Here is a 24,814-nt window from a genome sequence, read left to right as displayed (position 1 = left end):
GGGATCGGTTCGCTACCGTTCGTTTCCCGCGGGCCGGCTGTTCTGCTGGAACGACGCGTCCCAACATGGATTACGGAACTTCTGGCGGCGAATCGCTCCATCCTGCAGGGTCGACACATGGAAATATCACCCGCTGGATACGACAAGACAGATGCCAGCGAAACCGCCACGGATAGCCCCGCGCGCTCTGACCGACCATCGCCTGTCGACCAATTGAGCGAACGGCAGCTCTCCTACCTCCGTCTCGTTTACCAGCATCGAAGTTCGAAGGAGATCGCGATGTTAACCGGGGCAAGTCCCCGCGCTGTCGATAAGCAATTGTTGAAGGCTAACAATTTGCTGGGCACCACGAGCCGGATCGACGCCGCCCGGATCGTCGCGGAGCACGATGCAGGGGTAGAGGCTTTGCCCCCTGCAATCGTCCTACCTAGCGATGAGCACGTCTTTCCTCTCCCACCGCCGTTGCCGACCGCAGGGGCGGCAGCGAACATGCTCACCTGGAAGCAGGCGGCGATCTGGAGTGCGATCATTGCGATCCTCACTCCAATCGGCCTGACCGTCGCGGGTATGGTGATGCTGACGCTGACGTTCCTGCTCGGCCTCAAGGTACGGTAGCGGCGCTGCGGCGCCCAAGGAGACGTAATGCAGGCACTCGAGAATACTGGTCGCATCGTGGCGGATGAACTTCGCAAGGCGGAGCGATCGATCAACCTGGCGGCGCGCGACACCGCCCAGTTCCTCTTGACGACGCTCGATGCGACGGAGGTTCATCGGCTCTCGCCGGCGATGGCGCAGCGAACCGTCAAAGCGACGGTAGCTGCGCTCGCTGCTCTGGTCGAAGGTCAGGATCAGATGGCGATGCGGGCTCACCCCTTCACGGAGCGGGTCGGCCGTCATCTCGGCCTGAACGAGACGAGCTGGGGAGAAAATCTCCCAAAGCCGCCGATGAACGCCGAAATCGAATCACCGGTCGAAGTGGCCACTGCCTGAAGCGAACCCGCGTATGAAAGTGGAAGTTCTACTCGCCTTACTGTTCAATGCGATAATGGCAGTGGTTCTTCTGTTCGCTCTCGTACGCGGCGGGAGGCCTGAGCGACTGGGTGTTTTAATAAACTTGGCGGGCTTCGCTCTCACGACCGGTCTGCGCGTTTATTCTACCAAGGTCGCTTGGGATCCCGGGCACTTTCCAACGTTGGTTGTGGACCTGGGAGTCGCCTGCGGCTTCTTTTGGTTAGGTGTGACGACTATCCGTTTCTGGCCGATCTGGGCAGCCGGCTTCGCGCTGGGCGGCCTGTTTATGAGCCTGTGCGGAGCGTTACTGCCCGGCATTCCACTCTTCGCCTATCACACAGGTCTCGGTATCTACGCCTATCTCGCGCTTGGCGCGCTTGCGCTGGGAACGATGCGATTGCCGCGTGATGCTGCGCCCTATCTGAAAAATGGATCGCGACGATCATGGCTTCAGCATCAGCGGGCGACGAACTGATCGACGTCATCGTCCGTCTTCCGCGTAAGGCCGTCGAGGAAAGCCTGCTATCTGCCGCCGCTGCCGGGGGCACGATCGCGGACCTGCGCCTTGGCGAAGCTAAGGCGATTTTGGCCGGGCGCCGTCGACGCACCCGCTGCTTTTCCGGGGCGCGCTTCCTCGATCCCAGCTGGGATATGATCCTTGAGCTCTATGTAGCGCAGGGCGAGCACCGTGACATCGCGGTGTCGCAACTCTGCTCCCTCAGCGGGGCGTCAATGACCACTGCGCTCAGGCATATCGAGCAGCTTGAAGCGGTCGGCTATATAGAGCGCATCCCCGACCCGGCAGATCGGCGCCGAGCGAACGTGTCGATGCTTCCACGGCTGAGGAATGCCGCAGAGGAGTGGCTCGATCTCCAGATCGCATCGTCCCGCGCGACCGGATAGCCGGCGATGAGAGACGCGTTAGTGAGCCACTTAGGAGACCCTATGGCGCTTGCAGCAGTAGCAGGAACGCGCGACCTGCCCGAGCAACGACTGTGAACTGCGGCGCCAACCTGTTACAGCGGCTCGTATGAATCTGCGCGAACTCCATGTCGAAACGACCCTCCGCGTGGCTCCCAGCATCGGGCGCGCGGTCGGTCCGCAAAAACACGAACTTCACTCCGATAGTGCGCTGTTCCGAGCGTTTTCCCTCGGTGGCACTCCCGCCCTTCGTGTTTTCGCGGACCTTCGCGAGCGGGCTTTCGTGCTTTTGCGGACCCGGGATTGGGCGGCATGACGGGCACCTCTCCCACGCAGGGCGACCTCTTCGTCCTCGACAGTCCGCTCCTCACCGAGGTTCGCGGTGAGCACTCACTCATGGCCTATCCCTTCTTTTCGCTGTCGAAGACTGCGCTGAAGCGCTCCTTAGTCTATAAGACTGACAGTGTTTCCATAGAGATCGGCCCTGGTCCCAGCGGTGTTGCCACAATCTATGACAAGGAGATCCTACTGTATATCGCGAGCTTGCTTGTCTCGAAGATGGATGCAGGCGAGCGCGTGGCCCAGGAGTTCTACTTTACGGCCCACGACCTCTTCCGAGTGACGGGGGTCAGCGGTTCTGCACGCTCCTATACACGCCTCTCTGATGCGTTAGGACGGCTTCAGGGTACGCAGATCAAGACGAACATCGAAGCCGGTGGCGAAGGCCAGACGGGCTTCTTCTCGTGGCTGTCCGAGGCGCAACTCCAATATACGAAGACACGGACCGGTGAACCACGTCTCAAGGGCGTGAAAGTCCGCCTTTGTGACTGGCTATACCGTGCGATCCTGCGCGATCGCCGGGTCCTCGAATATTCGCCGGACTATTTCCAGCTCGGTCCAGTCGAACGACGACTTTACGAAGTCGCGCGCTCCACCTGTATCGATGGTCCCGTGCAGATCGGATTGAACGATTTGCGCCTTCAGCTTGGCTATCAGAACACGCTGAAGCATTTTCGCCACGTTCTGCGTGGCATCGCGGACCTGGACTCGATTCCTGACTACCGGGTTTTGCTCAACGAAGCAGATGCTCCTGCAGTGGACGCCCCGAAACGCAGGGTCGCGGCCCCTTCCCTGGTCACGTTGACGCCGAAAAAGGCCCTTCTGTCGGCCGAGCAGACGACCAGCGACGCGATTCGCGACTGATTCGCGGACCGGTCCGCGAGAACCCAAACGAGCGTCCCTCAAAGCACGAACTTTCGTCCGTCAAAGCACGAAGTAGCGTCCTCCAAAACACGAATGGACGTCCGTCAAAGCACGAACGGACTCCGCGTCGGTCCGTCAAAGCACGAACTTTTTCTCGCTTCGGTCCGCGAAAGCACGAGTCGTGCCCGCTTCCGAACCCCTGATTGGGCTGGCATCGTCCCTTAATGTTCTCCGCGGCCGCTCGGCGGCCAGCGTGAGACCGAACAGAAAGGGTGGCCGTGAGCACATAAACGAATGCCCGGCACGAAGGCCGGGCACCCAGAAATCGCAACGTGGCAGCGTCGCCAAACGCTGACCGGTCACTCAGAGATCTTCCACGTACCGGTTTCCGAGCCTCGGTTCAAGGGAGCGCGCTTCGCGCCACGCCTCTGTTTTGCCTGCTGACGGCCCCTCGAACGAGGGGACGAACGATGACCTATACCCAGAATGCCTTTACGGGGGGAACGGGAGCCCGACCGATCACGGCCTTCTCCCGCCAGATCGCACGCGCGCTCGAGACTAGGATTGTCGATGCGCCGACGACGGTCGACCGGAAAGCGGTGTTCGCCGTCGTCAAGCGCTCAGCAGCGGCGCTAGGCGTTGGGATCGGTGCGCTACAGACGCTCGAACACCTCATCAGCTACACCCATGCCGATGATTGGAAGGAAGGGCGCACGCCGATCGCCTGGCCAAGCAACCTCACGCTCGCTGAGGACGCCGGCAAGACGGTCAGTGCGATCAAAGCCCGTCTCCGGCAGCTCAGAGCGCTCGGACTGATCCTCGCGCGCGACAGCGCTCATGGACGGCGCACAGGCCGCCGTGATCATACGGGTGCAATCTCAACCGCCTTTGGTGTCGACCTCTCGCCGCTTCGCATCCGCTTCGAGGAGCTTCGCGAGCGCGCCGATGCCTATTCGGCACAATCTCGGCTCTTCAAGGAGGGTCGGCAGGAGATTGCCCGCGTTAGCCGGATTGTTGGTCAGGCACTCGCGCAAGCAGCCGATATGCGGTTGACGGGCCCGCGGTGGTTTGCCCTCCAGGAAGCCATCGATAGCGTGGCTGAAGCTGCAGCGCAGGCGCGTTCCGTGCGTGACAGTGATCTCTATCGGGCTGCACTCAGCCGTTTGCCGCACGTCGAGCAACTCGTTGCCACGACCATCGACGAATGTATGTTTCCTGAAGATAATGATGGGTCAGGGTCAAAAAATGAGCCCTTCATACATATACAAACCAGCCCTCACCCCATCAAAGATGTACGGGCTGAGCGAGCTTGTAGTTCTGATCCAATCGGTTCCGCTCCACCTCCAGCCGACCTCTCGGCGTCACCGTCGAACAGTCGCTTCAACGCTCGTCCAGCAGAGTTGATGGAGATGTTCCCGACCACCGCGATGTACGTCGGCAACAGCAGACCCGCGTGGTCCGATATTCATCGGGCCGCCTCTCGGCTGCGCAACGATCTCGGGATCCGCATCGGGGTCTATGTGGACGCCTTGGAAAAGCTTGGGCCGGATGCCGCAGCGGTGGCGATCATGATTACCGCCGAACGCCATTCGCGGTCGGAAATTCGGCTGACGCCAGGCGCATATTTCACGGGAATGATCGGCAAGGCAAAGCGCGACGAACTCGATCTTGCAAAGAGCCTGTGGGGATTCCGGACCGAACGAATGGCAGCACACTGACAAACCTGACTTGGCGTCCAATAACGTCCTGTGGTAAACGTGGACTATGTCTCGACACGGATCCATTCAGATTTTCACCTGCACCTGCGGTCCCAAAGGCGGGCGATGAGGTGGCTGGCGCTGATCGTCGGTGCAGGGGTGCTTGCCGTACTTGCATGGTGGCACGGCGGTTTGAGCCATGCGATTGGCGCGCCGTTTTCGGGAAACGCCCGATGCGATGAGCCGTTTTGCGAGGCTGTCCAGAGTCTCGCGTCGACGATCCTGCGTCCGCCGCTTCCGCTGGGTATCGATGGACGATTGCCGCCGCCCGATGTGAGAGGCTCGATCGACGCTCGCATCACGCAAGGGAACATTGGGAGGACGATCTGTCGACCGGGATATTCCCGATCGATGCGCCCCTCCTACGGTGTCACCGGTCCCCTGAAGCGGCGGATGATGCAGGCGCAATATCCAGACGGACGATTGGCCGACTATGAGCTTGATCACCTCATTCCGATTTCTCTAGGCGGCGCACCATTCGATGCCGGCAATCTCTGGCTTCAACCGCGCCGCGGACAAGCGAATGCGGATGACAAGAATGCACTCGCCTTCGTTCTGTGGCGGCTCGTGTGCGAGCACCGGCTTCCGCTAGCAACCGCGCAACGAGCCATCAGTCGCGACTGGCTGGCGGCGTACGAGACCTACGCAACACCTCAGAACGTCACGAAATACCATTTCCAGCCGCGCGCGCTGACAAAGAGCGACTGATCGCGCGACCCCGCCTGTTCAATTGAGTGAGTCACTGGAGAAGAGCATCATGCCCCAGAATATCGCTGAATTCCGCATCATCGGGCGTGTCGGCAAGATCAACAGGCGAGAAAAGGTCACGTTCGTGAACGTTGCAGCAAATTACAACCGACGTGATGGCGACGAATGGAAGCAGGATACCCTATGGAATAGCGTCGTGTGTTTCTCGAACCTGACCAACCAACTGGAGGTTGCCGGCGTCGGTGATCTTGTCCATATCACAGGACGCGTGCGCGAGGGGCAGCATGGCGACACCAATGATACAGGCTACCGAACAGAGCTCATCGCCGACACCTTTTCGGTTCTGGCCAAAAGTACCGGCGAACAGGTGTGAGGCTCTGGCCAAGCGATCGGCTGGCGGTCGTCACGCCCTTTCAAACTCGGTATGCCGGGATCGGCAGATCATTCGCCGCATTTTCTCCTTTCGTTCTCGGTGCGCATGATTCAGAATCGTCGCATGCCGATCCGTCCGGAACATCGCTGGCTTTATCCGATCGACTGGCCCGAGATCAGCCGGATCGTACGCTTCGAACGTGCAAGTGGTCGTTGCGAACATTGCGGACGGCCGCATGGCCGACACGTTGCTCAGCTCAAGGATGCGAAAGGGGTCTGGTGGGACGCAGACGGGCGTTCCTGGCGGGATGGACGCGGCCGCGTGTTGCGACGGCCTCCCGCTTTTGTTGCTCTAGACGCGATCTGCATCACGCGCAGACCGGTCTACCTGGCCACAGCGCATCTCAATCACGATCCGAGTTTCAGCGGTCCGCGTTGGCGAAACCTCGCCGCCCTCTGTCCGCGCTGCCACATGATCCACGATGCGCCAGAACATCGTCGCCGTCGGTGGTGGAACGCCTTTCGACGCCGCGCGCTCGGCGACCTCTTCACAGGACGTTACGGTTAGCTAGCCGCCCAAGGGCGTTCATGCGGCGACGCCGCGCGCGCACGAGATCAGTTCCTTTCAGTCTTTGGCTCTTCGCTCGCCGTCCAGAGGCGAGGGCGACGATGACCCTGCGGTTCGAAGTTACCGGAGTGTCAGGAAATGATCGCAGTCCAGCACGATGCCGGAGCTCGGCCGATGCCTAGACTGCCGCTCGACGCTGAAGTCCGCGCAAAGACGATCGTCGAGCGCCTTGGCGGGGTATGGCGCGGCACCCGTGGCGAATGCCGATGCCCAGCACATGACGATGTGTCGCCCAGCCTCTCGGTCAGGCTTGGCGATAGCGCCATCCTGTTCCACTGCTTCGCCGGGTGCACCACCGCCGAGGTGCTCAAGGCGCTGCAGCGGCAACGCCTTCATGATCGCGCGCCGCTCGACATGCCTGCCAAGGAACCGCGGCGCGACATGAGTGCGCTTGCGGTTCGATTGTGGCACGCGAGCAAGCCGGTCGTCGGAACGCTGGCCGAGACGTATTTGCGCGCCCGCGGACTGACCGGACCCTATCCGCGAAGCTTACGGTTCAATCCGAAGACCGTGCTTGGCTCTGGCTCCGACAAGCGGGTCATGCCCGCATTGATCGCAGCCGTAGAAAGTGACCTGGGCGTGATCGCGGTGCAGCGGACCTTCCTTGATCCGGTCGACATCCTTCACAAGCCAATCCCGAAGCCCAAAGTTGCGCTCGGACTCCTAGGTACCGGCGCCATCAGGCTTGCACCCGCGACGGACGAACTTGGTCTCGCCGAAGGCATTGAGGACGCACTGTCTGCGATGCACTGGTTCGGTACGCCGACCTGGGCGCTGGGCGGCGTGGAACGGCTCGCATTCGTCGCTATCCCCGAAAAAGTGCGCAGGATCATCGTCTATGCCGATCGCGGGCCGGCGGCAGCGCGGCTCCTTGAGAAGGCACGCGAGCACCTGTCCCGTCACCGCCGTGAACTTGTGGCACATGTGCCCGATGTTCACAACGACTGGAACGATGCCTGGCGCGCCAAGCGCGTTAGAGACTCATTCGCCCGACGATGACGCAGGACGAGGGACCGATTGCCGCAGAGCGGCACTGCGCGGTCGCTCGCAATTAACGGCGGGGTGATGCATCGTCGGAAGATGGCGCGGCTTCGCTCGCCGCCCCATCCCCGTCCCTCTCTCACGGGCAGAGCAGGATTTTGCCGCTTCGTCCGACACGGGCATCGTGCGTGAGCGCAAGACCGATTTCCGCCAGGGGGTAGCGGGCAGCGATCGAGATCGCGGCACGGCCGACCCGTATCTCGTCAAATACAACAGACATCAATTCGTCGAGCTGCGCTCTCGATATGGCATGAACGATATCCCGCAGTCTGAAGTATTGTGCTGTGGTGGCGCCCGTCCCGGCCAGCGGCTTCCCTGACAGCAAACCATAATGCAGCATCTGGCCGCCCGGCACGACCGCGGCCGCCAGATCGCATCCCGCGCGGCCGCCAACCGCGTCCATGGCTCCATTGAGCCTGGGCATTGGCGTATCGCTCCAGACCACCTCAGAAGGTTCGCAGCGGAGGCTTTCGGCCGCCGACTGCGAGCGCACGATGGCAACCGCGTGCGCCCTCGTCGATGCGATCATGCGGATCAGGATGCGACCGATTGCCGACGCGGCGGCGGTGATTCCGACCGCGTCTCCTGGCTGCGGGGCCATCCTACGCACCATTAGTAGGGCGGTCAGGGGATTGATATAGGCGGTCGCGGCCTCGTCATCGTCGACATCGTCCGGCACCAGGATGCACCAGTCGGCCGGCAGGACCTTCAACGTCTGCCAGCATCCCGCACTGCCCAAGGGTAACACGCGCCGACCGATTAGCCCGGGATCGACATTGTCGCCGACCTCTTCGATCGTTCCCGTCCCCTCATAGCCTGGCACGAACGGAAGCGACGTTCGCGCAGCATAGGCACCGGCAACGGGGATCAGGTCGGATGGATTGATCGGCGTTGCCGTCATGCGCACGAGAACCTCGCCGTACGCTACCGGCGGTCTGCCGAGCGGTTCGCACGCGAGCACCTCCATCGGAATGCCAAAGCGATGCGCGATCATTCGCAGCGGTGGCTGCGTCACAAGCTTCTTCCTTGTATTGTGTAGGCGCCCACACCGTTGCCTTCGCGGCACCTATCATACTCCTGGCTCGGGCGAGCGACAGCGTGCGCGGTTCGAGGACCGGTGTTAGGATGGTCGAAATTGGACGATTTTGATCATCCTATCACCAGATCCCGGTTCGCTGGATCGCATGCTGGTATGCTGCATCGAGCTATCGAGTCCAAAATCCCCTTCCGCACCGGCTGCCGACGCCGCTCTTACAAAAAGCCGTTCTCATCGTATCGGCCCGCCTTGCGCAGCTGTCGGACGATGCCATTGAATGCAGCGGTTACGCCCTGTGCCCGGCCGATCTCGTTCTCCTGTGCCGCAGCATCCCAGTATAACGACAGCGGCCAGGGCTCCGGACAATGCGGCAGCAGACATCGCAACGCGAGCCGTACCTCGATGCCATCGACGCGTCCTTCCGAACAGCGCGCGACGCCCGCGCGGAGGATATGGACGGAGAGCGCGATCACGACTCGCTGGTGACGTGGCAAGCTCGCCATCGGATCAATGAAAGTCGTGCGACTTGAAGCGCACGACCTGTTCCGGATCCCTGCCGTCGGCATGCGGCGGCCAATAGCAGTCGCGCGGTTCTGGCTTCCACCGGTCGGCGTCATGACCGGGTTCTCCGCGATCGGGAGATCCTGGATGCTGCGCGGCGTCTCCGCGACCGGTCCGAGGCGGGAACGACATGTCGCCGACCTTCATCAGCAGGTCCCCGTACTCGACGATCCGATCGCAGATCACGTGGATCACCTCGCCTTCGCGCTGCACGCGCCCTTTCAACCCGACCATCGACGCCGACATCACTGTGCGACGCTGCGCCTCGAAACGATCCGGCCACAGGATCCCGTTGGCGATGCCGGTTTCATCCTCGATGGTGATGAACAGCACGCCTTTGGCGCTGCCCGGCTTCTGCCGGACAAGGATGATGCCCGCCACCTCGACGTGGCGGCCATCACGGATGGTGCTCAGGTCGGCACAAGAGCGCACGCCTTGTCGGGACAGCTCGTCGCGCACGAAGCTTAGGGGATGCGCGCGAAGCGACAGTTGCAGATTGCGATAGTCCTCGATGACCTCGCGCCCGTCGGTGAGTGGGCGCAGCGCTACCGCAGGCTCGATACCCTCGACGCTGCCGGCAACAGCCGCACGATCGGCGGCCGCGAAGAGGGGCAGCGGCGCCTCCCCCAGCCCCCTCACCTTCCACAGCCCTTGCCGCCGATCGGCGCCGAACGCGTGGAAGGCGTCGCCGTCGGCCAGCTTCTCGATCGAGGCGCGTTGCGCCCCCGATCGGCGCCAGACGTCCTCCACGCTGTCGTACGAGGCGGTTGCCCGAGCTGCGACGATCTTGGCCCCATCGGCGTTGGACAAACCGCGGATCACCCTCAGTCCGAGCCGGACGGCCAGATATCGGCTCCCGGTCGGCTCCAGCGTACAGTCCCAGCGGCTCGCATTGACGCAAGGCGGCCGAACCTCGACGCCGTGCTCGCGCGCGTCGCGCACGATCTGAGCCGGCGCGTAAAAGCCCATCGGCTGCGCGTTCATCAAGCTGGCGCAAAAAACGTCCGGATGATGATGCTTCATCCACGACGACGCATAGGAGATCTTGGCAAAGCTCGCGGCATGGCTCTCAGGAAAGCCGTAGGAACCGAAGCCCTCGAGCTGACGAAAGGTACGCTCCGCGAAGTCCCGTGGATACCCTCGGGCAACCATGCCTTCCACCAGTTTCTCGCTGAAATGGCTGACACCGCCGGTGAACTTGAACGTCGCCATCGCACGGCGCAGCGCGTCCGCCTCAGCCGGCGTGAACCCGGCGCCGACGATCGCAACCTTCATGGCTTGTTCCTGAAAGAGTGGAACGCCAAGCGTCTTTTCGAGAACGGCGCGCAGCTCAGGGCGTGGATACTCGGGGCGCTCAAGACCCTCCCGTCGGCGGAGATAGGGATGGACCATATCGCCCTGGATCGGCCCGGGCCTTACGATCGCGACCTGGATGACCAGATCGTAGAAGCGCCGCGGCTTCATGCGCGGCAGCATGCTCATCTGGGCGCGGCTCTCGATCTGGAATGTCCCGAGCGTATCGGCCTTCTGGATCATGGCGTAGACGCCCGGATCGTCGTCCTGCAGATCCTTCAGCTCCACATGCAGGCCCTTGTCCGCCTCGAGCATGTCAAAGGCGCGGTTCATGCAACCGAGCATGCCGAGCCCAAGCACGTCGACCTTCATGAACTTGAGGCTGTCGATATCGTCCTTGTCCCATTCGATGATCTGGCGGTCCTCCATCGCCGCTGGTTCGATGGGAACGAGGTCGTCGAGACGATCATGGGTCAGGACGAAACCGCCTGGATGCTGGCTCATGTGACGCGGTACACCGATCAGCTTGCGCGCAAGATCGAGTGTGAGACGCAGCCGGCGATCACCGATGTCGAGGTTGAGCTCGTCGACCTGCTTCTCGCCGACCCCTTCGGCGGACCACCCCCAGACCAGGCCTGCCAAGGAGGAGGTGAGATCCTCGGGCAAGCCCATCGCCTTGCCGACATCGCGTACCGCGCCGCGCGCCCGGTAACGAGTGACGACCGCGGTCAGCGCTGCCCTGTCACGCCCATAGGTTTCGTAGATCCACTGGATGATCTCCTCGCGCCGTTCATGCTCAAAATCGATGTCGATATCGGGGGGCTCGCGCCGTTCGCCCGATACGAAGCGTTCGAAGAGCAGTTCATGCTTGATCGGATCGATCGACGTGACCCCGAGCACGAAGCAGACGCACGAATTGGCAGCCGAGCCGCGCCCTTGGCACAGGATCCCACGCCGGCGGGCCTCACGCACGATCGAATGGACCGTCAGGAAATAAAGCGCATAGCCGAGTTCGCCGATCAGCCGCAGCTCGTGTGCGATCTGGTCGCGATAGGACTTGGGCACGTTTCCGTCGAACATGCCCTCGACCGCTTCGGTCGCGAGTTGCTCGAGCGCCTGTTGTGCAGTCAGTCCCTCAATGACCCGCTCGTGCGGATATTGATATGCCAGTTCGCCGAGGTCGAAGGTGCACATCCGGGCGATGTCGACGCTCGCCTGCAACGCGTCCGGATAATCCTGGAACCTGCGTACCATTTCGTCGGGCGATTTGAGCGCGCGATCGGCGTTGACCTCGCGTCGATAGCCCAGTTCGTCGACGGAGCACTTCTCTCGGACGGCGGTGACGACATCCTGCAGCAGCCGCGCTTCCGGAGCGTGATAAAGGACGTCGCCGGTGACGACCGCGCGTATGCCCGCACCACCTGCCTGTCGCGCGAGCGCGTCGATGCGAACCGCATCACCTGGCCGACGCCGCTGGAACAGCGCCATATAACCCCGCTGCCCGAAGACCGCCTTGAGGTCGGCCAGCGCCTCAAGGTTCTCCTCGTCCGCCTCGTGCGGTAACAGGATCGCGATGACGGCGTCGGACCATGGCGCAAGATCATGCCAGTGCAGCAGACATGCGCCCTTCCCTGCCCGCTTCTTGCCGACCGTCAGGAGCCGCGTGATCCGCGACCAAGCTGGTCGATCCGTCGGATAGAGCAGGAGGCGTCGGCCGCAGGACAGATCGACCCGGGTGCCCGCAATCAGGCGAACGCCGGTCGCTTTCTGCGCCTCCCAGGCCCGGACCACGCCGGCCACGGTCCCGATATCGCTTACCCCGATCGCGGGATATCCGAGCAATGCTGCGGCAGAGAATAATTCCTCGGCAGACGATGCACCGCGCAATAGCGAGAAATGCGTGAGGACCTGCAACTCGACGTAATGGGTCATCCAAAGACCCCATGCATCCACCACGACAGATCGCCGGTGTTGTCCTCGAAGCCGTCGCCGCGCCGGAATACCCAGAACCGGCCGCCCTCCTCATCCTCGACCCGGTAATAGTCACGGATCGCCCAGACCTCGGCGTCACGCCGCCACCATTCGCCATGCACCCGTTCGGGACCATCGCCGGCGACGATCCGATGCACGCGCCCTCGCCATTCGAAGCGGCGCGGAGGTTGGTCCGGCATCAGCGCGATGACCCGGCCGAGGGGTTCGGGTCGAGCAAAGAGCCGGATGGGCCGCTTCCATGCCGGCCATGCGCCCGGCAGAGCGATGGGGTCGGATCGGATCACGGCGCGCTCGGGCACGTGGCTTTCGCGTGGGGCTGCGCGGTAGACGGCCTGGGCACCGATCCGGCCCGCGATCACGTCGACGAGGCGCGCTGGATCGCGCTTGTGTCGGTCGTCGACCAGCACGGCGCCCAGATCCACCGCGTCAAGCGGTTCGGTGTGCGGCGCTACGAGCCGAAACTGCTCGAAACCCAAGCCCGGATCGATCCGCTCGATCCTGAGCTTCAGCAGGCGAAGCAAGTGGGAAACTTCTCGCGTGGGTCGCGAAGTCCCCACGCCGACGATCTGTTCGGATCCATCGACCCGCAGGCCGGCGAACCGCAGCGACCGCGCGCCCAGCCCTCGCGCTTGCAGAACACGGGCAAGATCCCGCAGCAGATCGCCCATCACCTGCTCAATCGCCTCAGCGGTAACGATCGGCTCGAGCAACCGGCATTCAACGCCAGGAACCTCGGCATCCTCGCGGGGCGTGATCGGCTCCGCTACGGCACCCAACGCCTGATCGAGCCGAACGATCGCTGGCAGCCCGAGGCGCCTGGCGAGTGGTCCCCGAGCCACGGGCAGGAGATCTGCAATCGTATCGAAGCCGAAGCGTCGACACGCACGGAGCGCGGAGGGCGCAAGCCGCAAGGCGGCAACCGGCAGCGGCGCTAATGCATCCGCGGTCGCGCCCGAGGGTGCCCGTATGATCTCGCCGCGTCCGTATCTTGCCAGGGCATGCGCCGCTCCACCCGTATCGGCGACCGCGATCCGTGCGGAGAAGCCCGCCCGTCGGCAGAAGGCATGAAGACGGCGGCAGAACAGCTCCTCGCCGCCATGCAGATGCGCGCAACCGGAAAGATCGATCCAGATCCCGTCGTTCGGCGTCGCCGCTGCGACCGGCGACCAGCGTCGTACGGCGAGCAAGGCCAGGCGATCGAGCAACGCGCTATCCGCCTCCGGATCAGCCGGGCGGACGTCGAGGTCCGATACGAGCGCGCGTGCGTGGGTCGCCGCCATGCCCGGATACACGCCCAGGGCGCGCGCCCCATCGCACGCGGCGACGATGTCTTCTCGCCGCCCGACCTTGCCTACCAACGCCAGCGGCGCGTGCCCCAGCAATGGGAGGGGATGGGGCGATGTCGGAGCAGCCTGCACCATGGCCTTAAACGGATGGCTGGCCGCCTCCGACCGGCGACCGAGTTCGCGTACGGGGGGACGCGCATGCGTTGGAAGCGCTGCGATCTGTGCCTCAACAACAGCCCGCGTCGGCAGCCCTTGCCGCGCCCACCGGGCGCCCGGACGCCATCCGCCGCCCCGGGGCACCGAACAGTCCCCCGGATCGTCGTCGATCGGCACCTCGAGGACAGACCGTTCAGGCTGCTGCAGAGCGGACCGTTCCAGCCGCCTCAGCCGATCGATGGCTAAGGTCGGCAGGAACAGCGAGACGACCCGTCTCATCGCTGCCCTCCACGATCATGGTGAAGCTCTCGCCACCACGTTGGCGGCTGCACTCCAGCGAACAACGCGGACGACCCACCCCCGCGACCGCGAGGCGCTGGGACGAAACGGACCCGATGCGCCAGCGCGTCCAGGCTGCGGACGGCTCGTTGAAGACTTCCTGGCCGAGACGGCGCGCGCGGCGAAGGAGAAGAATGGGTATGTCGGCATCACCCGCGACGAGCTGCAAGCGTCGCGTCGCGACCATTGAAACCTTGCTCGCCTCGGCGACGATCGCACACGGCGTGCCGTCACGCACCGCGTCCTCGACCACCGCCAGGAGCGCGGTATCGTCCCTTGGCTGGGCATAGATCACGCTTGCGGCCGGCAGCCCCGCTTGCTCCAGCGCCGGCGCGTAGAGATCGGTGCGGCAGCTCACCCATAACACCAGACCGCCTGTGGCGATCGCTTCCCGCGCGGCGATGCCGGCGAGGAAGAGCGTTGCGGCCGCATCATCGGCGAGCGAGGGGCTGCGCGGCGTAGCTTCGTGCAACGCCCCCGCCCGTAAGCCCCCTCCCCCCAGCCGTGCGTCGAGCGCCGCGATGCCAAACGGCATGACCCTGAAGTCGGTCGCCGGCGAAGCGATCCTGCGCAAATGGTCAATGCCGGGGACGGCAGGATGAAGGGCGGCGGACATATCAGCTAGACTCAGTGTGTTCCCTTTATGTTCCGTAAAGTTGGCATTCGCGTCAAGACGATTCCGTGCGGCGGCATGGGACGGGTCGTGTGCGATCAAACCCGAGCTCGCCGGTCGATTCTCGCCAGGCCGACAAGAGGGGAGGCCGCCTCCGGCGTGTCGATCCGGTGATGAACACCGGACGGAAGAACGGAGTAACCTCGATGCGCCACCTACCCGCAGCCCGCCTCCTCGATGCTTCCGAGCTGGAGTTTGCCGCGCCATCGATCACGGCCGCCAGGGCGCTCCCCGTGATCATCGCCAGGAAAGACCCGGTAAAGCGGGAGTCGTTGCTGTGGCTTATGGAACAGGCGCACGGCACGTCCTCAGCCGACGGTCGCTGGTCACTGCGCGACGCCTATGACGTGCTGGAACTGGCCCAGGTCCTTTACCTCGCGACCGCGGACTTGCCCGCAGGGCCTGCGGACTGCCTCGCGGAGCTCAACGGGCTGGTGTCCAACCTGCCGACCCATAGTGTGCGCAGCGAAGAGCAGATCGAGCTCCAGCAATTCTCAACGCCCGCGCCGCTGGCCTTTCTGGCGGCCCTTGCCGCGCGCATCGGGTCCGACGATCTCGTCCTCGAGCCCTCCGCCGGTACCGGGCTTCTGGCAACCTTCGCTCACCGGGCCGGCGCACGCCTTGTCCTCAACGAACTCGACGCGACCCGCGCTGCGATGTTGTGCGCCGCTTTTCCCGACACGACCGTCATCACGCATGACGCCGAGCTGATCCACGACTTTCTCGACCCGGTCATCCGGCCCACTGCGGCCCTGATCAATCCGCCGTTTTCGCGGAGCCTGGGGCGCCATGCCGATCCGCTCGCGGCCTTCCGACATCTCCGCTCGACATTGTCCCGGCTTTCTGTTGGCGGACGGTGTGCGGCCGTTCTCCCCGAACGGGTCGATACGTCAAGTCGAGCCTGGAAAAGGGCGACGGAGGGCTGCGCACTGACGTTGCATCTTGCGCTGCCCCCCAATGCCTATGCGAAGCACGGTACGGGTCAGGCTGTGAAGATCATGGTCCTCGAGAAGGGGCGCTCAGGAGAAGCAGAGCTGATCCGTTGCTCCACCCTCAGCGATGCCCTTGGACATATCGTGGCCTTCCCAGCGCCTACACGGGTCGCGGCGCCTTCATCGCCGGTTCCCAGGCCGTCGTCGTTGCTCGGTGCTCTTGCGGCTCGTCCCCGGCTGGCGACGCCACTTGCCCGCCCTACGCCCTCTGCCGTGATGCGGGACATCTCCTATGCGGTGCTCGACGATCCGGCACCGGTAGGCGAAGCCGCTGGCGTCTACCTTCCCTATCGACCAAGCCGCATTGTGATTGAGGACGCCGCGCAGCATCCAACCGCCTTGGTGGAATCGATCGCAATGGGGTCGATCACCGCACCGCAACCGCATTATGCGCCGAACCTTCCCGTCGCCATTCTCGAAAGCCAGGTCCTGTCGGACGCGCAGCTCGAGACGCTGATCTACGCTGGTGACGCCTTTCAGCGCGACCTTCCCGGCCGATTTCATCCCGGCGAGGAAGGCCTGACCCTGATTCCGGACGATGAAGGTCGCCCGTATCGGACGGGCTTCTTCCTCGCCGATGGAACCGGGGCGGGAAAGGGTCGGCAAGTCGCGTCTATCATCCTCGATCATTGGCTCCGCGGTCATCGCCGGCACGTCTGGATCTCGAAGACCGAAACGCTCCTTGAGGACGCGCGACGGGACTGGACCGCGGTGGGAGGACTCGCACTCGACATCCAGCATCTCAACCAATGGAAGCTCGGTACGGCCATCGGCGCCGGAGAGGGCGTCCTCTTTCTCACCTATGCGACGCTGCGATCGAGCCGCGGCGATAAGGGCAGTCGCCTCCAGCAGATCCTCGACTGGGCGGGTGATAGCTTCGAAGGTATGCTCGTCTTCGACGAAGCACACGAGATGGCCGGTGTAGCTGGAGGCGAAGGCCGGTTCGGCACGAAGGACGGATCGGATCAAGGCATCGCAGGCGTGCGGCTGCAGAACCTCCTTCCACGCGCGCGAGTCCTCTACGTCTCGGCCACCGGTGCCTCCGATGTGAACAATCTTGCCTATGCGACCCGCCTCGGCCTGTGGGGTCAAGGTACCGCCTTCGCGGATCGCCGCGCCTTCGTTGAAAGCTTGCGGCGCGGCGGTATGGCGGCCCTCGAGCTGATGGCGCGCGACCTCAAGATGCAGGGGCTGTACACGGCACGCGCGCTGAGCTTCGCGGGCGTGGAGTACGACATCCTCGAGCATCAGCTCACCGACGATCAGATCGCCGTATACGACGCCTATGCCGATGCCTGGGCGATCATCCACGCCAATCTTCGTGCCGCACTGGACGCAACGCGGGTCACCGACAGCTTTTCGAAGGACACGTATAACGGGGGTGCAAAGGCGGCCGCGCTGTCGATCTTCGAATCCACGAAGCAGCGCTTCTTCGGCCAGCTTCTGATCGGCATGAAGCTCCCCGCCCTCATTCCCGCCATGCGCACCGATCTGGCGCGCGGTGACAGTGTGGTGGTCCAACTTGTCTCGACATCGGAAGCGATGCTCAATCGCGCACTGGCCGGGCTCGGCTCACAGGAACGCGGCAATCTCGACATCGAACTCTCACCCCGCGAGTTTCTGATGGACTATCTAATCGCGGCCTTCCCCGTTCGTCAGATGAAGACCTTCGTCGATGACACCGGCAAGACCCGGTCGGAGCCGATGTGCGACGAAGCGGGTCATCCGGTGTTGAGCCAGGAGGCGCTCGAGATGCGCGACACCCTGGTCGAGCAGGTCGGTGCGCTGCCGATCGTCGAGTCCGCCCTCGACCATATCATCGGTCATTTCGGCCCCGACGCCGTCGCCGAGGTCACCGGCCGTAGTCGGCGCATCATCGTTGACGTCGGTGGTCGGCAGCGAATTGAGAACCGTTCAGCGCGCACCAACCTCGCCGAAACGGACGCCTTCATGCGTGGTGCGAAGAAGATTCTGATATTCTCGGATGCAGGCGGCACCGGTCGCTCGTACCACGCGAGCCTTTCAGCCAAGAACCAGTCCCGGCGTATCCATTATCTCCTCGAGCCGGGCTGGCGTGCCGATGCGGCGATCCAGGGCCTCGGTCGAACCCACCGGACCCACCAGGCAGCGGCACCGCTTTTCCGACCGGTGTCCACCGATTGTCGAGGCGAACGCCGGTTCATTTCGACGATCGCGCGACGGCTCGACAGCCTTGGTGCACTGACCCGCGGCCAACGCCAAACGGGGGGGCAAGGACTTTTCGATCCGCGCGATAACCTCGAGAGCGACTATGCACGAGAGGCGCTCGAGACATGGTTTCGCTTGCTCGCCGAGGGCAAGCTTCGCTCGATCACCTTCGCCACGTTCCAGCAGTTGACCGGGCTCGAACTCGAAGGTGAAGGTGGCGGATTGAGGGAGGATCTACCCCCCATCCAGCGCTGGCTCAATCGCATCTTGGCACTGGGCGTCGCTCTTCAGAACGCCATCTTCGACGAATATCTCGGCCTGATCGAAGCCCGGGTTGAAGCGGCTCGGGAGGCTGGGACGCTCGACGTCGGCGTCGAGACCATCAACGCCGAGCGAATTACCATTCTCGATCGAACGGTGATCAGGCGCGATCCGGTCAGCGGAGCCGAAACCGAGATCCTGCGCCTCGAAACAGAGGAACGCTACAAGCCTATCTCCCTAGAACAGGCATTGCGCCGCCTCGGCGACGATGCGCGGCCGATGGTCAATCGGAAGTCCGGCAAGGCGGCCATCCGCTGCACCACCTTTTCCCTCACCGATGATGACGGCGAAATTGTCCGCCGCTTCGAACTCATCCGGCCGACCCGAACCGAGCGGATGCGCCAGGACCTGCTGCTCGAGACCATGTGGGAGGAAGCAAGCGAGGAAGAGTTCTCGACGCTTTGGTCAGCCGAGGTCGACGATCTGCGCGGCAAAACCCGCACCAGCACCATCTATCTGGTGGCCGGCCTGCTCCTGCCTGTTTGGGACCGCCTTCCGGACGACCATGTCCAGGTCTGGCGTATCACCACCGACGATGGCCAGTCGTTCCTCGGACGTCTGGTGCCTGCGCCGGTCGTCCCGAAACTTGCCGCCGCTTTCGGGATCGAGGCAGCGATCGTTGTCTCAGGGGAGGATACCGCCAAACACGTGCTGGGCACCGGCGAGATGGCGACGCTTGGCAGCTACAGGCTGAAGCGCAGCCTGGTGGCAGGTGAGCATCGGCTCGAACTGCTCGACTGGCCATATTCGCGCCTCGGGGAGTTGAAGGCGGCCGGGTGTTTCACCGAGATCATTCAGCACAAGACCCGCCTGTTCATTCCTGTCCGGGCGGCCAGTGCCGTGATCGAGCGGATCGCCGTTTGATCACCCGCACGGCCCCGGCGTCACTCATTGGGGGCATAACATAGAACGAGCACGAAACGGCGCTTCGCCTATCGGAAAACCCGGCCGGGTTGACTGTCGCGCATATTGGCCATCCGGCATGGATTGTCGTGTCGAGATCGCGAGGGGCGCGAACAGTTGTCTTAAAACTGCTATTTGGCACCGGGAATCAGGTGCGTTCCGACAGGCTCAAGCGTCCCGTTTCCCCGTTGGTCCGGCGCCATTCCGGGAAAAGGCAACCGGGAACAGAATTTGGGAAAGCCTACCGCAGTAGCACTGATCAAACTGCACGGGGTACACCGTCATTCTCGATCAACCTTCCTTTACGGGAACGCCGATCAGGCTCTGGTTAGCTCAGTTTTGCGCGTGATAGTCCAATGCTCCAGTCGTTTGTAGACGATCACCTTGTCGCCGATCAGATCTCCATGCCGGCGACAGAAGAGGTTGAGCTGATCGCGATCGCCGACCAGTTCGACACAGATCGTCAGATGCGGATCGGCAATTTCCGAGCCGTTCTCCCGGATCGGTTCGTGATTGCTGAAGCCGTAATGGGTATTTTGCGCGACGGCGTTGATGATGCCGTCCGCCTTCGCGGTGCGAATCAGCTCGCGATAGAGCGGCTTTGCCCCCCAGAAGCGACGCGGGCCGATCTTGTCGGACGGTTTCAGATAGATGCGCAGCATCCCGACTTCGCGGTGATGGACGGTGAAACGATTGGGCATGACGGGCTTTCGACAGGAAACAGGATCAGGCGCGCGTGCGCCGGCGAGAAGCGCGGTGCGTGCGGGCATCGCGCAGGGTCGCGTCGGGTGTGAGGTGTGCGGCAGGTACCTTTGGCACAGCGACGCGCTGCGACAGGTAGATGCCGTTGTGGCCTGAGCAGAGGTAGGCGACGAAGCACGCGACTGCGATCGGCACCGTATAGGCCGCGCCGAACAACTCGATCCCCATGAACGTGCAAGCCAGCGGTGTGTTGGCCGCGCCCGCGAACAGCGCGACGAAGCCGATCGCTGCGAATAGCCCCGACGGTACTCCGAACATCGGCGCGAGCGCATTGCCGAGCGCCGCGCCGATAAAGAACAGCGGCGTGACCTCGCCCCCCTTGAAGCCCGCGCTCAGGGTCACGACGGTAAAGAGCAGCTTCAGCGCCCAGCTCCACGAGTGCGTATCGGGACCAAAGAAGCTGGCGATGGTCAGGCTGTCCGGTGTCGCGGCGAGCGTACCCAGGCCAAGATAGTCGCGGGTTCCGAGCAGCCAGACCAGCGCAATCACGGCCAGCCCGCCGATAACGGGTCGTAGTGGGCCATAGGGGATCACGCGCTTCAACCATCCGCCCAGCGCGTGATTGGCCTCGGCAAAGGTCAGCCCGGTCAGACCGAAGGCAATGCCGGCGACACCGGCCTTGGCGACGAGCAGCGCGTCGACCGGCACCAGCGCATCGACATGGTAGACGCCGTGATGAATGCCCCAGGCAAGACAGGTCCAGTCACCGACCAGCGCCGCGACCAGGCATGGCACCAGCGCGCGATACTCGACCCGACCGATCGCCAGCACCTCCAGTGCAAAGACCGCGCCCGCAATCGGCGTCCCGAAGACCGCGCCGAACCCAGCCGCGATCCCGGTCATAAGGAGGGTGCGTGTCGCTTCCGCATCCAATCTGAGCGCGCGTCCAAACCCGCTGGCAAGACTGCCGCCCAACTGCACGGCGGTGCCTTCACGTCCCGCCGATCCCCCGAACAGATGTGTCACGACCGTGCCGAAGAAGATGAGCGGAGCCATGCGCAGCGGCACGCCGCCCCCCGGTTCGTGGATTTGCTCGACGATGAGGTTGTTGCCGCCTTCGACCGAGCGCCCTGTCAGATGGTAGAGCAGTCCGACCACGAACCCGCCGATCGGCAGCAGGTAGAGCAGCCAGGGAAAGGCGAAGCGAAGCTGGGTTACGGCGTCGAGGCTCCGCAGGAAGGCCGCGCAGAGCGTTCCCACCGCTGCGGCCATCGGGACCAGGATCAAAGCCCACCGCAGTACCGACGTGGCATGGGTGCGGCGATCGCGAATGAACGCTGCCATGTTGAACTGGTCATAGAGATTGCGAAATGTCGCGCGCACCATTCCTCCTTGCTGCCTTGCGGCGCCTGGTAGGAATCATCGGCCCTTGCGAGGGCGGTTCGACCGAATGGCCCGGCGGAAATCCATCGCCGTGCCTGCGCATATGCTGTCCGACCGCGACCCGGTCAATCAACCGCAGAAGCATGAGACTATCGTTTTGGTGAGGACCGATAAAATGGCTTTGGCCACGGAATAAACCCCGACGAGCATCGTCTACGCTTTCGAGACCGATGCGCTGGAGGCTTATGCGTAGACGAGATTGGATGCTGGGTCTGACGGCTTCGGCCCTACTTACCGGCGCAGTCGCGGCCGCCCCCGCCGATGGCTACGCTACCATGATGTCTGTCGCGATGGACCGGATGATGGCGGGCATGATGGTCAAGCCGTCCGGTGACGTCGACCGCGACTTCGTGGCGATGATGCTTCCGCATCATCAGGGTGCCATCGATATGGCGGTGGCGGAGCTGCGCTACGGCCATAACGAGCAGCTCAAGCGCATCGCACAGGAGATCATCATCGATCAGCAGCAGGAGATCGCCGCCATGAAGCTGGCGATCGGTCAGCCGCTACCCCCTTCGACGCCAGCCCCGACGCAGGGCGGTGACCACCACAGCCATATGGAGCACTGACATGATCCGGACCATCCTGCGCTCGGCCGCCTTGCTGATAAGCGCCGCACCGGGCATCGCCATGGCCCAGCAGGCGCCGTGGAACGCCAGGGACGTGCCTGTCAGCCACCGCGACCGCGTCTATGCATCCGAACAATTCTCCAACACGGTGTCGGTGACGGACCCGGCCGACAACCGGCTGCTCGGCGTCATCAAGCTTGGCGATCCGCAGCCGATGAATTTTTCACCGCTCTACAAGGGGCAGGTGCTGGTTCACGGACTCGGCTTCTCGCCGGACGGGAAGACCCTCGCGGTCGTGTCGATCGCATCGAACGCCGTGTCGTGGATCGACACCGCCACCAACACCGTCAAGCATACGACTTATGTCGGGCGCAGTCCGCACGAGGCGTTCTTTACACCGAACGGCAAGGAAGTCTGGGTCACCGTCCGCGGCGAGGACTATATCGCCGTGCTCGACCCTACGACGTACAAGGAAACCGGGCGCATCAAGACGCCCGGTGGTCCGGGTATGACGATCTTCTCGCCCGATGGCCGATACGGCTATGTCTGTTCGTCGTTCAATCCGGTGCTGGCCGTGTTCGATGTCGCAACCCACGCGCAGGTCGGACAGGTGGCACAGCCGAGCCCATTCTGTCCCAACATCGCCGCGACGCCGGACGGCAAGCAGGTGTGGTTCACGCTGAAGGACATCGGCAAGACGGTCGCATTCGATGCCAGGCCACCCTTCGCAATCCTCAAGGTGCTGGATACCGGGCCGATCACCAATCACGTCAACTTCGCCCGCACGGTCAGGGGACAGTTCGCGTACGTCACGGTAGGCGGGGAAAACGCGGTGAAGGTGTTCCGCACGTCCGATTTCGCGCCCGTCGCCACCATCCCGGTCGGCAAGATGCCGCACGGCGTCTGGCCATCGGGCGACGGCCGGCGCATCTATGTCGGGCTGGAGAATGCCGATGAACTCGCCGCAATCGACACCACAGGCAACAAGGTGGTCGCCACCGTGCCGGTCGGACAGGCACCGCAGGCGATCGCCTATGTGCCGAACGCTGTCCCGACAGGCCCCGGCACCGACAATCTCCAACCGCTCGGTACGGCCGGCAAGGCGGTGCATCTGACCATGGGGCCGGTTGGCGGCAATGGTGCGGCAAGCAGCATCACCCTCTTCGACCAGGGCATCATCCAGGTCGTGCAAAGTGCCGTTACCGGTTTGCAGCCCAAGAAGCCTTACATGCTCGTGCTGACCGCCAACGCGGACGGCAGCGGTGCGGTAGAGCCGCTTGCGAACTTCATGAGCAACCCGGCAGGTGCGGCGATCGTCAACGCATCGGGGCCGATCCGGCAGATCGTTCAGGGCAGCACCGCGGCGCCCCGGCGCTTTCTGGCTGTCGCGGAGGTGGTGAACGGCGCGCCGGGTCGCATCGTGCAGGTGCAGCGCGACTGAGATGGACCCGCTTGCCGCCGCGATCGAACCCCTGATCCCCGGCCTGCGCCGCTATGCCCGATCGTGGTTGCGCGATCGGGCGATGGCGGATGACGTGGTGCAGGATTGCCTCGAGCGCGCAGTCGGGCGCTGGCGACAGCGACGCGGCGTGGAGGTGCGCCCGTGGGTCTATACGATCCTGCACAACCTGTTGGTCGACCATCAGCGGCAGCATAACCGGCGAGGCACGGCGGTTCCGCTCCACCTCGTGGACGACGCTGCGCTCGGCCGCCCGGCCGATCAGGATACAGGCCTGCACCACCGCGACCTGCTGCGCGCGCTTGATGCGTTGCCTGAGGAACAGCGAACGGTGCTGCTCCTCGTCTCGGTCGAGGGGCTGCCCTATGCGGAGGTCGCTGCCGTCGTCGGCGTGCCGCTGGGCACGGTGATGTCGCGCATATCCCGGGGGCGCGACCGTCTGGCGATACTCCTCCGGGAGGGTGAACGGCCGCGATTGAGGAGCGTGCAATGACCAGCCCGATCGGCGAGGACGATCTGGCCGCATGGATCGATGGCAGGCTGTCGCCCGAGCGGCAGCGCCTGGTCGACGCTTACCTTGACGGCCAGCCGGACGTGCATGCCCGTTTGCGGGAGCGGGCGGAGCAGGCGCGAGCCCTTGCATCGCTGTTCGCTCCCATCGCGGATGAACCGATCCCGGCGACGATGCGCGTCGCAGCCATCAGGGGACGGCAACGCCAACCGCGTTGGCAACTCGCCATCGCCGCGTCGCTTCTGCTGGCGGTCGGGTTTGGCGGGGGGTGGTCGAGCGCGCGGTGGAGCGGCGAACCCCGCGCGGGCATCGCGGCGCTGGCCAACGAGGCGAGTGACAATTTCCGGGTCTATGCCGCCGACCGGATACGACCGGCGGAAATCGGCCCCGACCAGCGCGCCATGCTGATCCGGTGGACCTCCGCCCGATTGGGTGAGCGCGTGACCATCCCGGACCTCAGCACAGCCGGTTACCACTATGGCGGGGGGCGATTGGTCGCGACGCCCCACGGCCCTGCGGCACTGCTCCTCTACGACGGACCGCAAGCGTCGAAACTTGCGGTGCTGACGAGGCCCATGCAGATCGACAAGACCGCGAGCATGACCAGCACGTCCAGCGGGACGATGGGCCGGGTCACATGGGCGGTCGACGGGATCGGCTATAGTGTGGTGGGCGAGCGACCCGCGGCCGAACTGCATCCGATCGCTGATGAGGTCCGGCGGCAGGCCGATGCCGCGCTTGTGTCCTGAT

21 protein-coding genes and 1 riboswitch are annotated in these 24,814 nt (G+C 63.8%); of the genes, 14 read left to right on the top strand and 7 right to left on the bottom strand.

Going from position 1 to position 24,814, the window contains the following annotated elements:
• Nucleotides 1-117: 117 nt before the first annotated feature.
• From GGR47_RS17110 to GGR47_RS17070, 9 genes are all read left to right on the top strand, one after another.
• Nucleotides 118-615: a helix-turn-helix domain-containing protein gene (locus tag GGR47_RS17110; protein ID WP_082049410.1), complete on the top strand. Its 498-nt coding sequence runs from the start codon at nucleotides 118-120 to the stop codon at nucleotides 613-615.
• Between the two features lie 27 nt (nucleotides 616-642).
• Nucleotides 643-990, top strand: coding sequence for a hypothetical protein (locus GGR47_RS17105; RefSeq protein ID WP_043061526.1), 348 nt, complete (start codon nucleotides 643-645; stop codon nucleotides 988-990).
• A 13-nt stretch (nucleotides 991-1,003) separates the two neighbouring features.
• Complete coding sequence (locus GGR47_RS17100; protein WP_082049413.1) at nucleotides 1,004-1,486, top strand: hypothetical protein; 483 nt, start codon at nucleotides 1,004-1,006, stop codon at nucleotides 1,484-1,486.
• The gene (locus GGR47_RS17095; protein WP_061781136.1) at nucleotides 1,456-1,914 is read left to right on the top strand and encodes a MarR family winged helix-turn-helix transcriptional regulator; all 459 of its coding nucleotides are present in this window, start codon (nucleotides 1,456-1,458) and stop codon (nucleotides 1,912-1,914) included. Before GGR47_RS17100 ends, GGR47_RS17095 begins: the two co-directional genes overlap by 31 nt.
• A gap of 330 nt (nucleotides 1,915-2,244) precedes the next feature.
• Entirely contained in the window at nucleotides 2,245-3,135 is an 891-nt protein-coding gene (locus GGR47_RS17090) for a replication initiator protein A (protein ID WP_043061531.1), read from the top strand.
• A gap of 470 nt (nucleotides 3,136-3,605) precedes the next feature.
• Nucleotides 3,606-4,853: a plasmid replication protein RepC gene (repC, locus tag GGR47_RS17085; RefSeq protein ID WP_082795140.1), complete on the top strand. Its 1,248-nt coding sequence runs from the start codon at nucleotides 3,606-3,608 to the stop codon at nucleotides 4,851-4,853.
• A gap of 105 nt (nucleotides 4,854-4,958) precedes the next feature.
• A complete protein-coding gene (locus GGR47_RS17080; RefSeq protein WP_240456353.1) occupies nucleotides 4,959-5,600 on the top strand; it encodes a hypothetical protein in 642 nt (213 codons plus the stop codon).
• 49 nt (nucleotides 5,601-5,649) lie between these two features.
• Entirely contained in the window at nucleotides 5,650-5,973 is a 324-nt protein-coding gene (locus tag GGR47_RS17075) for a single-stranded DNA-binding protein (RefSeq protein ID WP_043061535.1), read from the top strand.
• Between the two features lie 705 nt (nucleotides 5,974-6,678).
• A complete protein-coding gene (locus GGR47_RS17070; protein WP_240456351.1) occupies nucleotides 6,679-7,599 on the top strand; it encodes a DUF7146 domain-containing protein in 921 nt (306 codons plus the stop codon).
• Nucleotides 7,600-7,720: 121 nt separating this feature from the next.
• On the opposite strand, the gene GGR47_RS17065 is transcribed toward GGR47_RS17070, so the two are convergent.
• The 5 genes from GGR47_RS17065 to GGR47_RS17045 all read right to left on the bottom strand — a co-directional run bounded on the left by GGR47_RS17065 (nucleotide 7,721) and on the right by GGR47_RS17045 (nucleotide 15,019).
• Nucleotides 7,721-8,656 (bottom strand): zinc-dependent alcohol dehydrogenase family protein, encoded by a 936-nt coding sequence (locus GGR47_RS17065; RefSeq protein ID WP_147035411.1) that lies wholly within the window; start codon nucleotides 8,654-8,656, stop codon nucleotides 7,721-7,723.
• A gap of 236 nt (nucleotides 8,657-8,892) precedes the next feature.
• Nucleotides 8,893-9,150: a hypothetical protein gene (locus tag GGR47_RS17060; RefSeq protein WP_241768967.1), complete on the bottom strand. Its 258-nt coding sequence runs from the start codon at nucleotides 9,148-9,150 to the stop codon at nucleotides 8,893-8,895.
• Nucleotides 9,151-9,184: 34 nt separating this feature from the next.
• A complete protein-coding gene (locus GGR47_RS17055) occupies nucleotides 9,185-12,463 on the bottom strand; it encodes an error-prone DNA polymerase (RefSeq protein WP_061781134.1) in 3,279 nt (1,092 codons plus the stop codon).
• Nucleotides 12,460-14,244, bottom strand: coding sequence for a DNA polymerase Y family protein (locus tag GGR47_RS17050; protein ID WP_244304971.1), 1,785 nt, complete (start codon nucleotides 14,242-14,244; stop codon nucleotides 12,460-12,462). The genes GGR47_RS17055 and GGR47_RS17050 overlap by 4 nt, the downstream gene beginning before the upstream one ends.
• Nucleotides 14,159-15,019 carry an ImuA family protein gene (locus GGR47_RS17045; protein ID WP_296744646.1) on the bottom strand — a complete coding sequence of 287 codons (861 nt, stop codon included), beginning with the start codon at nucleotides 15,017-15,019 and terminating at the stop codon, nucleotides 14,159-14,161. Before GGR47_RS17045 ends, GGR47_RS17050 begins: the two co-directional genes overlap by 86 nt.
• Nucleotides 15,020-15,123: 104 nt before the next feature.
• Between GGR47_RS17045 and GGR47_RS17040 the strand changes: the two genes are divergently transcribed.
• On the top strand, nucleotides 15,124-19,341 hold the full coding sequence (locus GGR47_RS17040) for a strawberry notch family protein (RefSeq protein WP_147035413.1): 4,218 nt from the start codon (nucleotides 15,124-15,126) through the stop codon (nucleotides 19,339-19,341).
• Nucleotides 19,342-19,697: 356 nt separating this feature from the next.
• Here the strand turns inward: GGR47_RS17040 and GGR47_RS17035 are convergent, their stop codons facing one another.
• Together GGR47_RS17035 and GGR47_RS17030 are read right to left on the bottom strand one after the other, a co-directional pair.
• Nucleotides 19,698-20,150 (bottom strand): DUF190 domain-containing protein, encoded by a 453-nt coding sequence (locus GGR47_RS17035; RefSeq protein ID WP_244304972.1) that lies wholly within the window; start codon nucleotides 20,148-20,150, stop codon nucleotides 19,698-19,700.
• Nucleotides 20,107-21,465, bottom strand: a complete 1,359-nt coding sequence (locus tag GGR47_RS17030; protein ID WP_061781611.1) for a voltage-gated chloride channel family protein — start codon at nucleotides 21,463-21,465, stop codon at nucleotides 20,107-20,109. The genes GGR47_RS17035 and GGR47_RS17030 overlap by 44 nt, the downstream gene beginning before the upstream one ends.
• Nucleotides 21,466-21,488: 23 nt before the next feature.
• Nucleotides 21,489-21,565: riboswitch (Fluoride riboswitch) on the bottom strand.
• A 163-nt stretch (nucleotides 21,566-21,728) separates the two neighbouring features.
• Here GGR47_RS17030 and GGR47_RS17025 point away from each other — a divergent pair.
• Genes GGR47_RS17025 through GGR47_RS17010 form a run of 4 tightly spaced genes read left to right on the top strand, consistent with a single transcriptional unit; the run spans nucleotide 21,729 to nucleotide 24,813 of the window.
• Nucleotides 21,729-22,094, top strand: coding sequence for a DUF305 domain-containing protein (locus GGR47_RS17025; protein WP_206434961.1), 366 nt, complete (start codon nucleotides 21,729-21,731; stop codon nucleotides 22,092-22,094).
• Between the two features lies 1 nt (nucleotide 22,095).
• Nucleotides 22,096-23,535 (top strand): YncE family protein, encoded by a 1,440-nt coding sequence (locus GGR47_RS17020; RefSeq protein WP_063690139.1) that lies wholly within the window; start codon nucleotides 22,096-22,098, stop codon nucleotides 23,533-23,535.
• Nucleotide 23,536: 1 nt separating this feature from the next.
• Nucleotides 23,537-24,046, top strand: a complete 510-nt coding sequence (locus GGR47_RS17015) for an RNA polymerase sigma factor (RefSeq protein ID WP_126053447.1) — start codon at nucleotides 23,537-23,539, stop codon at nucleotides 24,044-24,046.
• Nucleotides 24,043-24,813: an anti-sigma factor family protein gene (locus GGR47_RS17010; protein WP_061781602.1), complete on the top strand. Its 771-nt coding sequence runs from the start codon at nucleotides 24,043-24,045 to the stop codon at nucleotides 24,811-24,813. The genes GGR47_RS17015 and GGR47_RS17010 overlap by 4 nt, the downstream gene beginning before the upstream one ends.
• Nucleotide 24,814 lies beyond the last annotated feature (1 nt).

The organism is Sphingomonas aquatilis (assembly GCF_014196115.1).
Lineage (GTDB): Bacteria > Pseudomonadota > Alphaproteobacteria > Sphingomonadales > Sphingomonadaceae > Sphingomonas > Sphingomonas aquatilis.
Note: the sequence above shows the minus strand (reverse complement) of the source record. Positions and strands in the feature narration are given on the sequence as shown.

Coding starts and splice junctions, on each gene's coding strand:
- GGR47_RS17110 (WP_082049410.1), top strand. CDS start 118: ATGGAAATATCACCCGCTGGATACGACAAGACAGATGCCAGCGAAACC.
- GGR47_RS17105 (WP_043061526.1), top strand. CDS start 643: ATGCAGGCACTCGAGAATACTGGTCGCATCGTGGCGGATGAACTTCGC.
- GGR47_RS17100 (WP_082049413.1), top strand. CDS start 1,004: ATGAAAGTGGAAGTTCTACTCGCCTTACTGTTCAATGCGATAATGGCA.
- GGR47_RS17095 (WP_061781136.1), top strand. CDS start 1,456: ATGGCTTCAGCATCAGCGGGCGACGAACTGATCGACGTCATCGTCCGT.
- GGR47_RS17090 (WP_043061531.1), top strand. CDS start 2,245: ATGACGGGCACCTCTCCCACGCAGGGCGACCTCTTCGTCCTCGACAGT.
- repC (WP_082795140.1), top strand. CDS start 3,606: ATGACCTATACCCAGAATGCCTTTACGGGGGGAACGGGAGCCCGACCG.
- GGR47_RS17080 (WP_240456353.1), top strand. CDS start 4,959: ATGAGGTGGCTGGCGCTGATCGTCGGTGCAGGGGTGCTTGCCGTACTT.
- GGR47_RS17075 (WP_043061535.1), top strand. CDS start 5,650: ATGCCCCAGAATATCGCTGAATTCCGCATCATCGGGCGTGTCGGCAAG.
- GGR47_RS17070 (WP_240456351.1), top strand. CDS start 6,679: ATGATCGCAGTCCAGCACGATGCCGGAGCTCGGCCGATGCCTAGACTG.
- GGR47_RS17055 (WP_061781134.1), bottom strand. CDS start 12,463: ATGACCCATTACGTCGAGTTGCAGGTCCTCACGCATTTCTCGCTATTG.
- GGR47_RS17050 (WP_244304971.1), bottom strand. CDS start 14,244: ATGAGACGGGTCGTCTCGCTGTTCCTGCCGACCTTAGCCATCGATCGG.
- GGR47_RS17040 (WP_147035413.1), top strand. CDS start 15,124: ATGCGCCACCTACCCGCAGCCCGCCTCCTCGATGCTTCCGAGCTGGAG.
- GGR47_RS17035 (WP_244304972.1), bottom strand. CDS start 20,150: ATGCCCGCACGCACCGCGCTTCTCGCCGGCGCACGCGCGCCTGATCCT.
- GGR47_RS17025 (WP_206434961.1), top strand. CDS start 21,729: ATGCTGGGTCTGACGGCTTCGGCCCTACTTACCGGCGCAGTCGCGGCC.
- GGR47_RS17020 (WP_063690139.1), top strand. CDS start 22,096: ATGATCCGGACCATCCTGCGCTCGGCCGCCTTGCTGATAAGCGCCGCA.
- GGR47_RS17015 (WP_126053447.1), top strand. CDS start 23,537: ATGGACCCGCTTGCCGCCGCGATCGAACCCCTGATCCCCGGCCTGCGC.
- GGR47_RS17010 (WP_061781602.1), top strand. CDS start 24,043: ATGACCAGCCCGATCGGCGAGGACGATCTGGCCGCATGGATCGATGGC.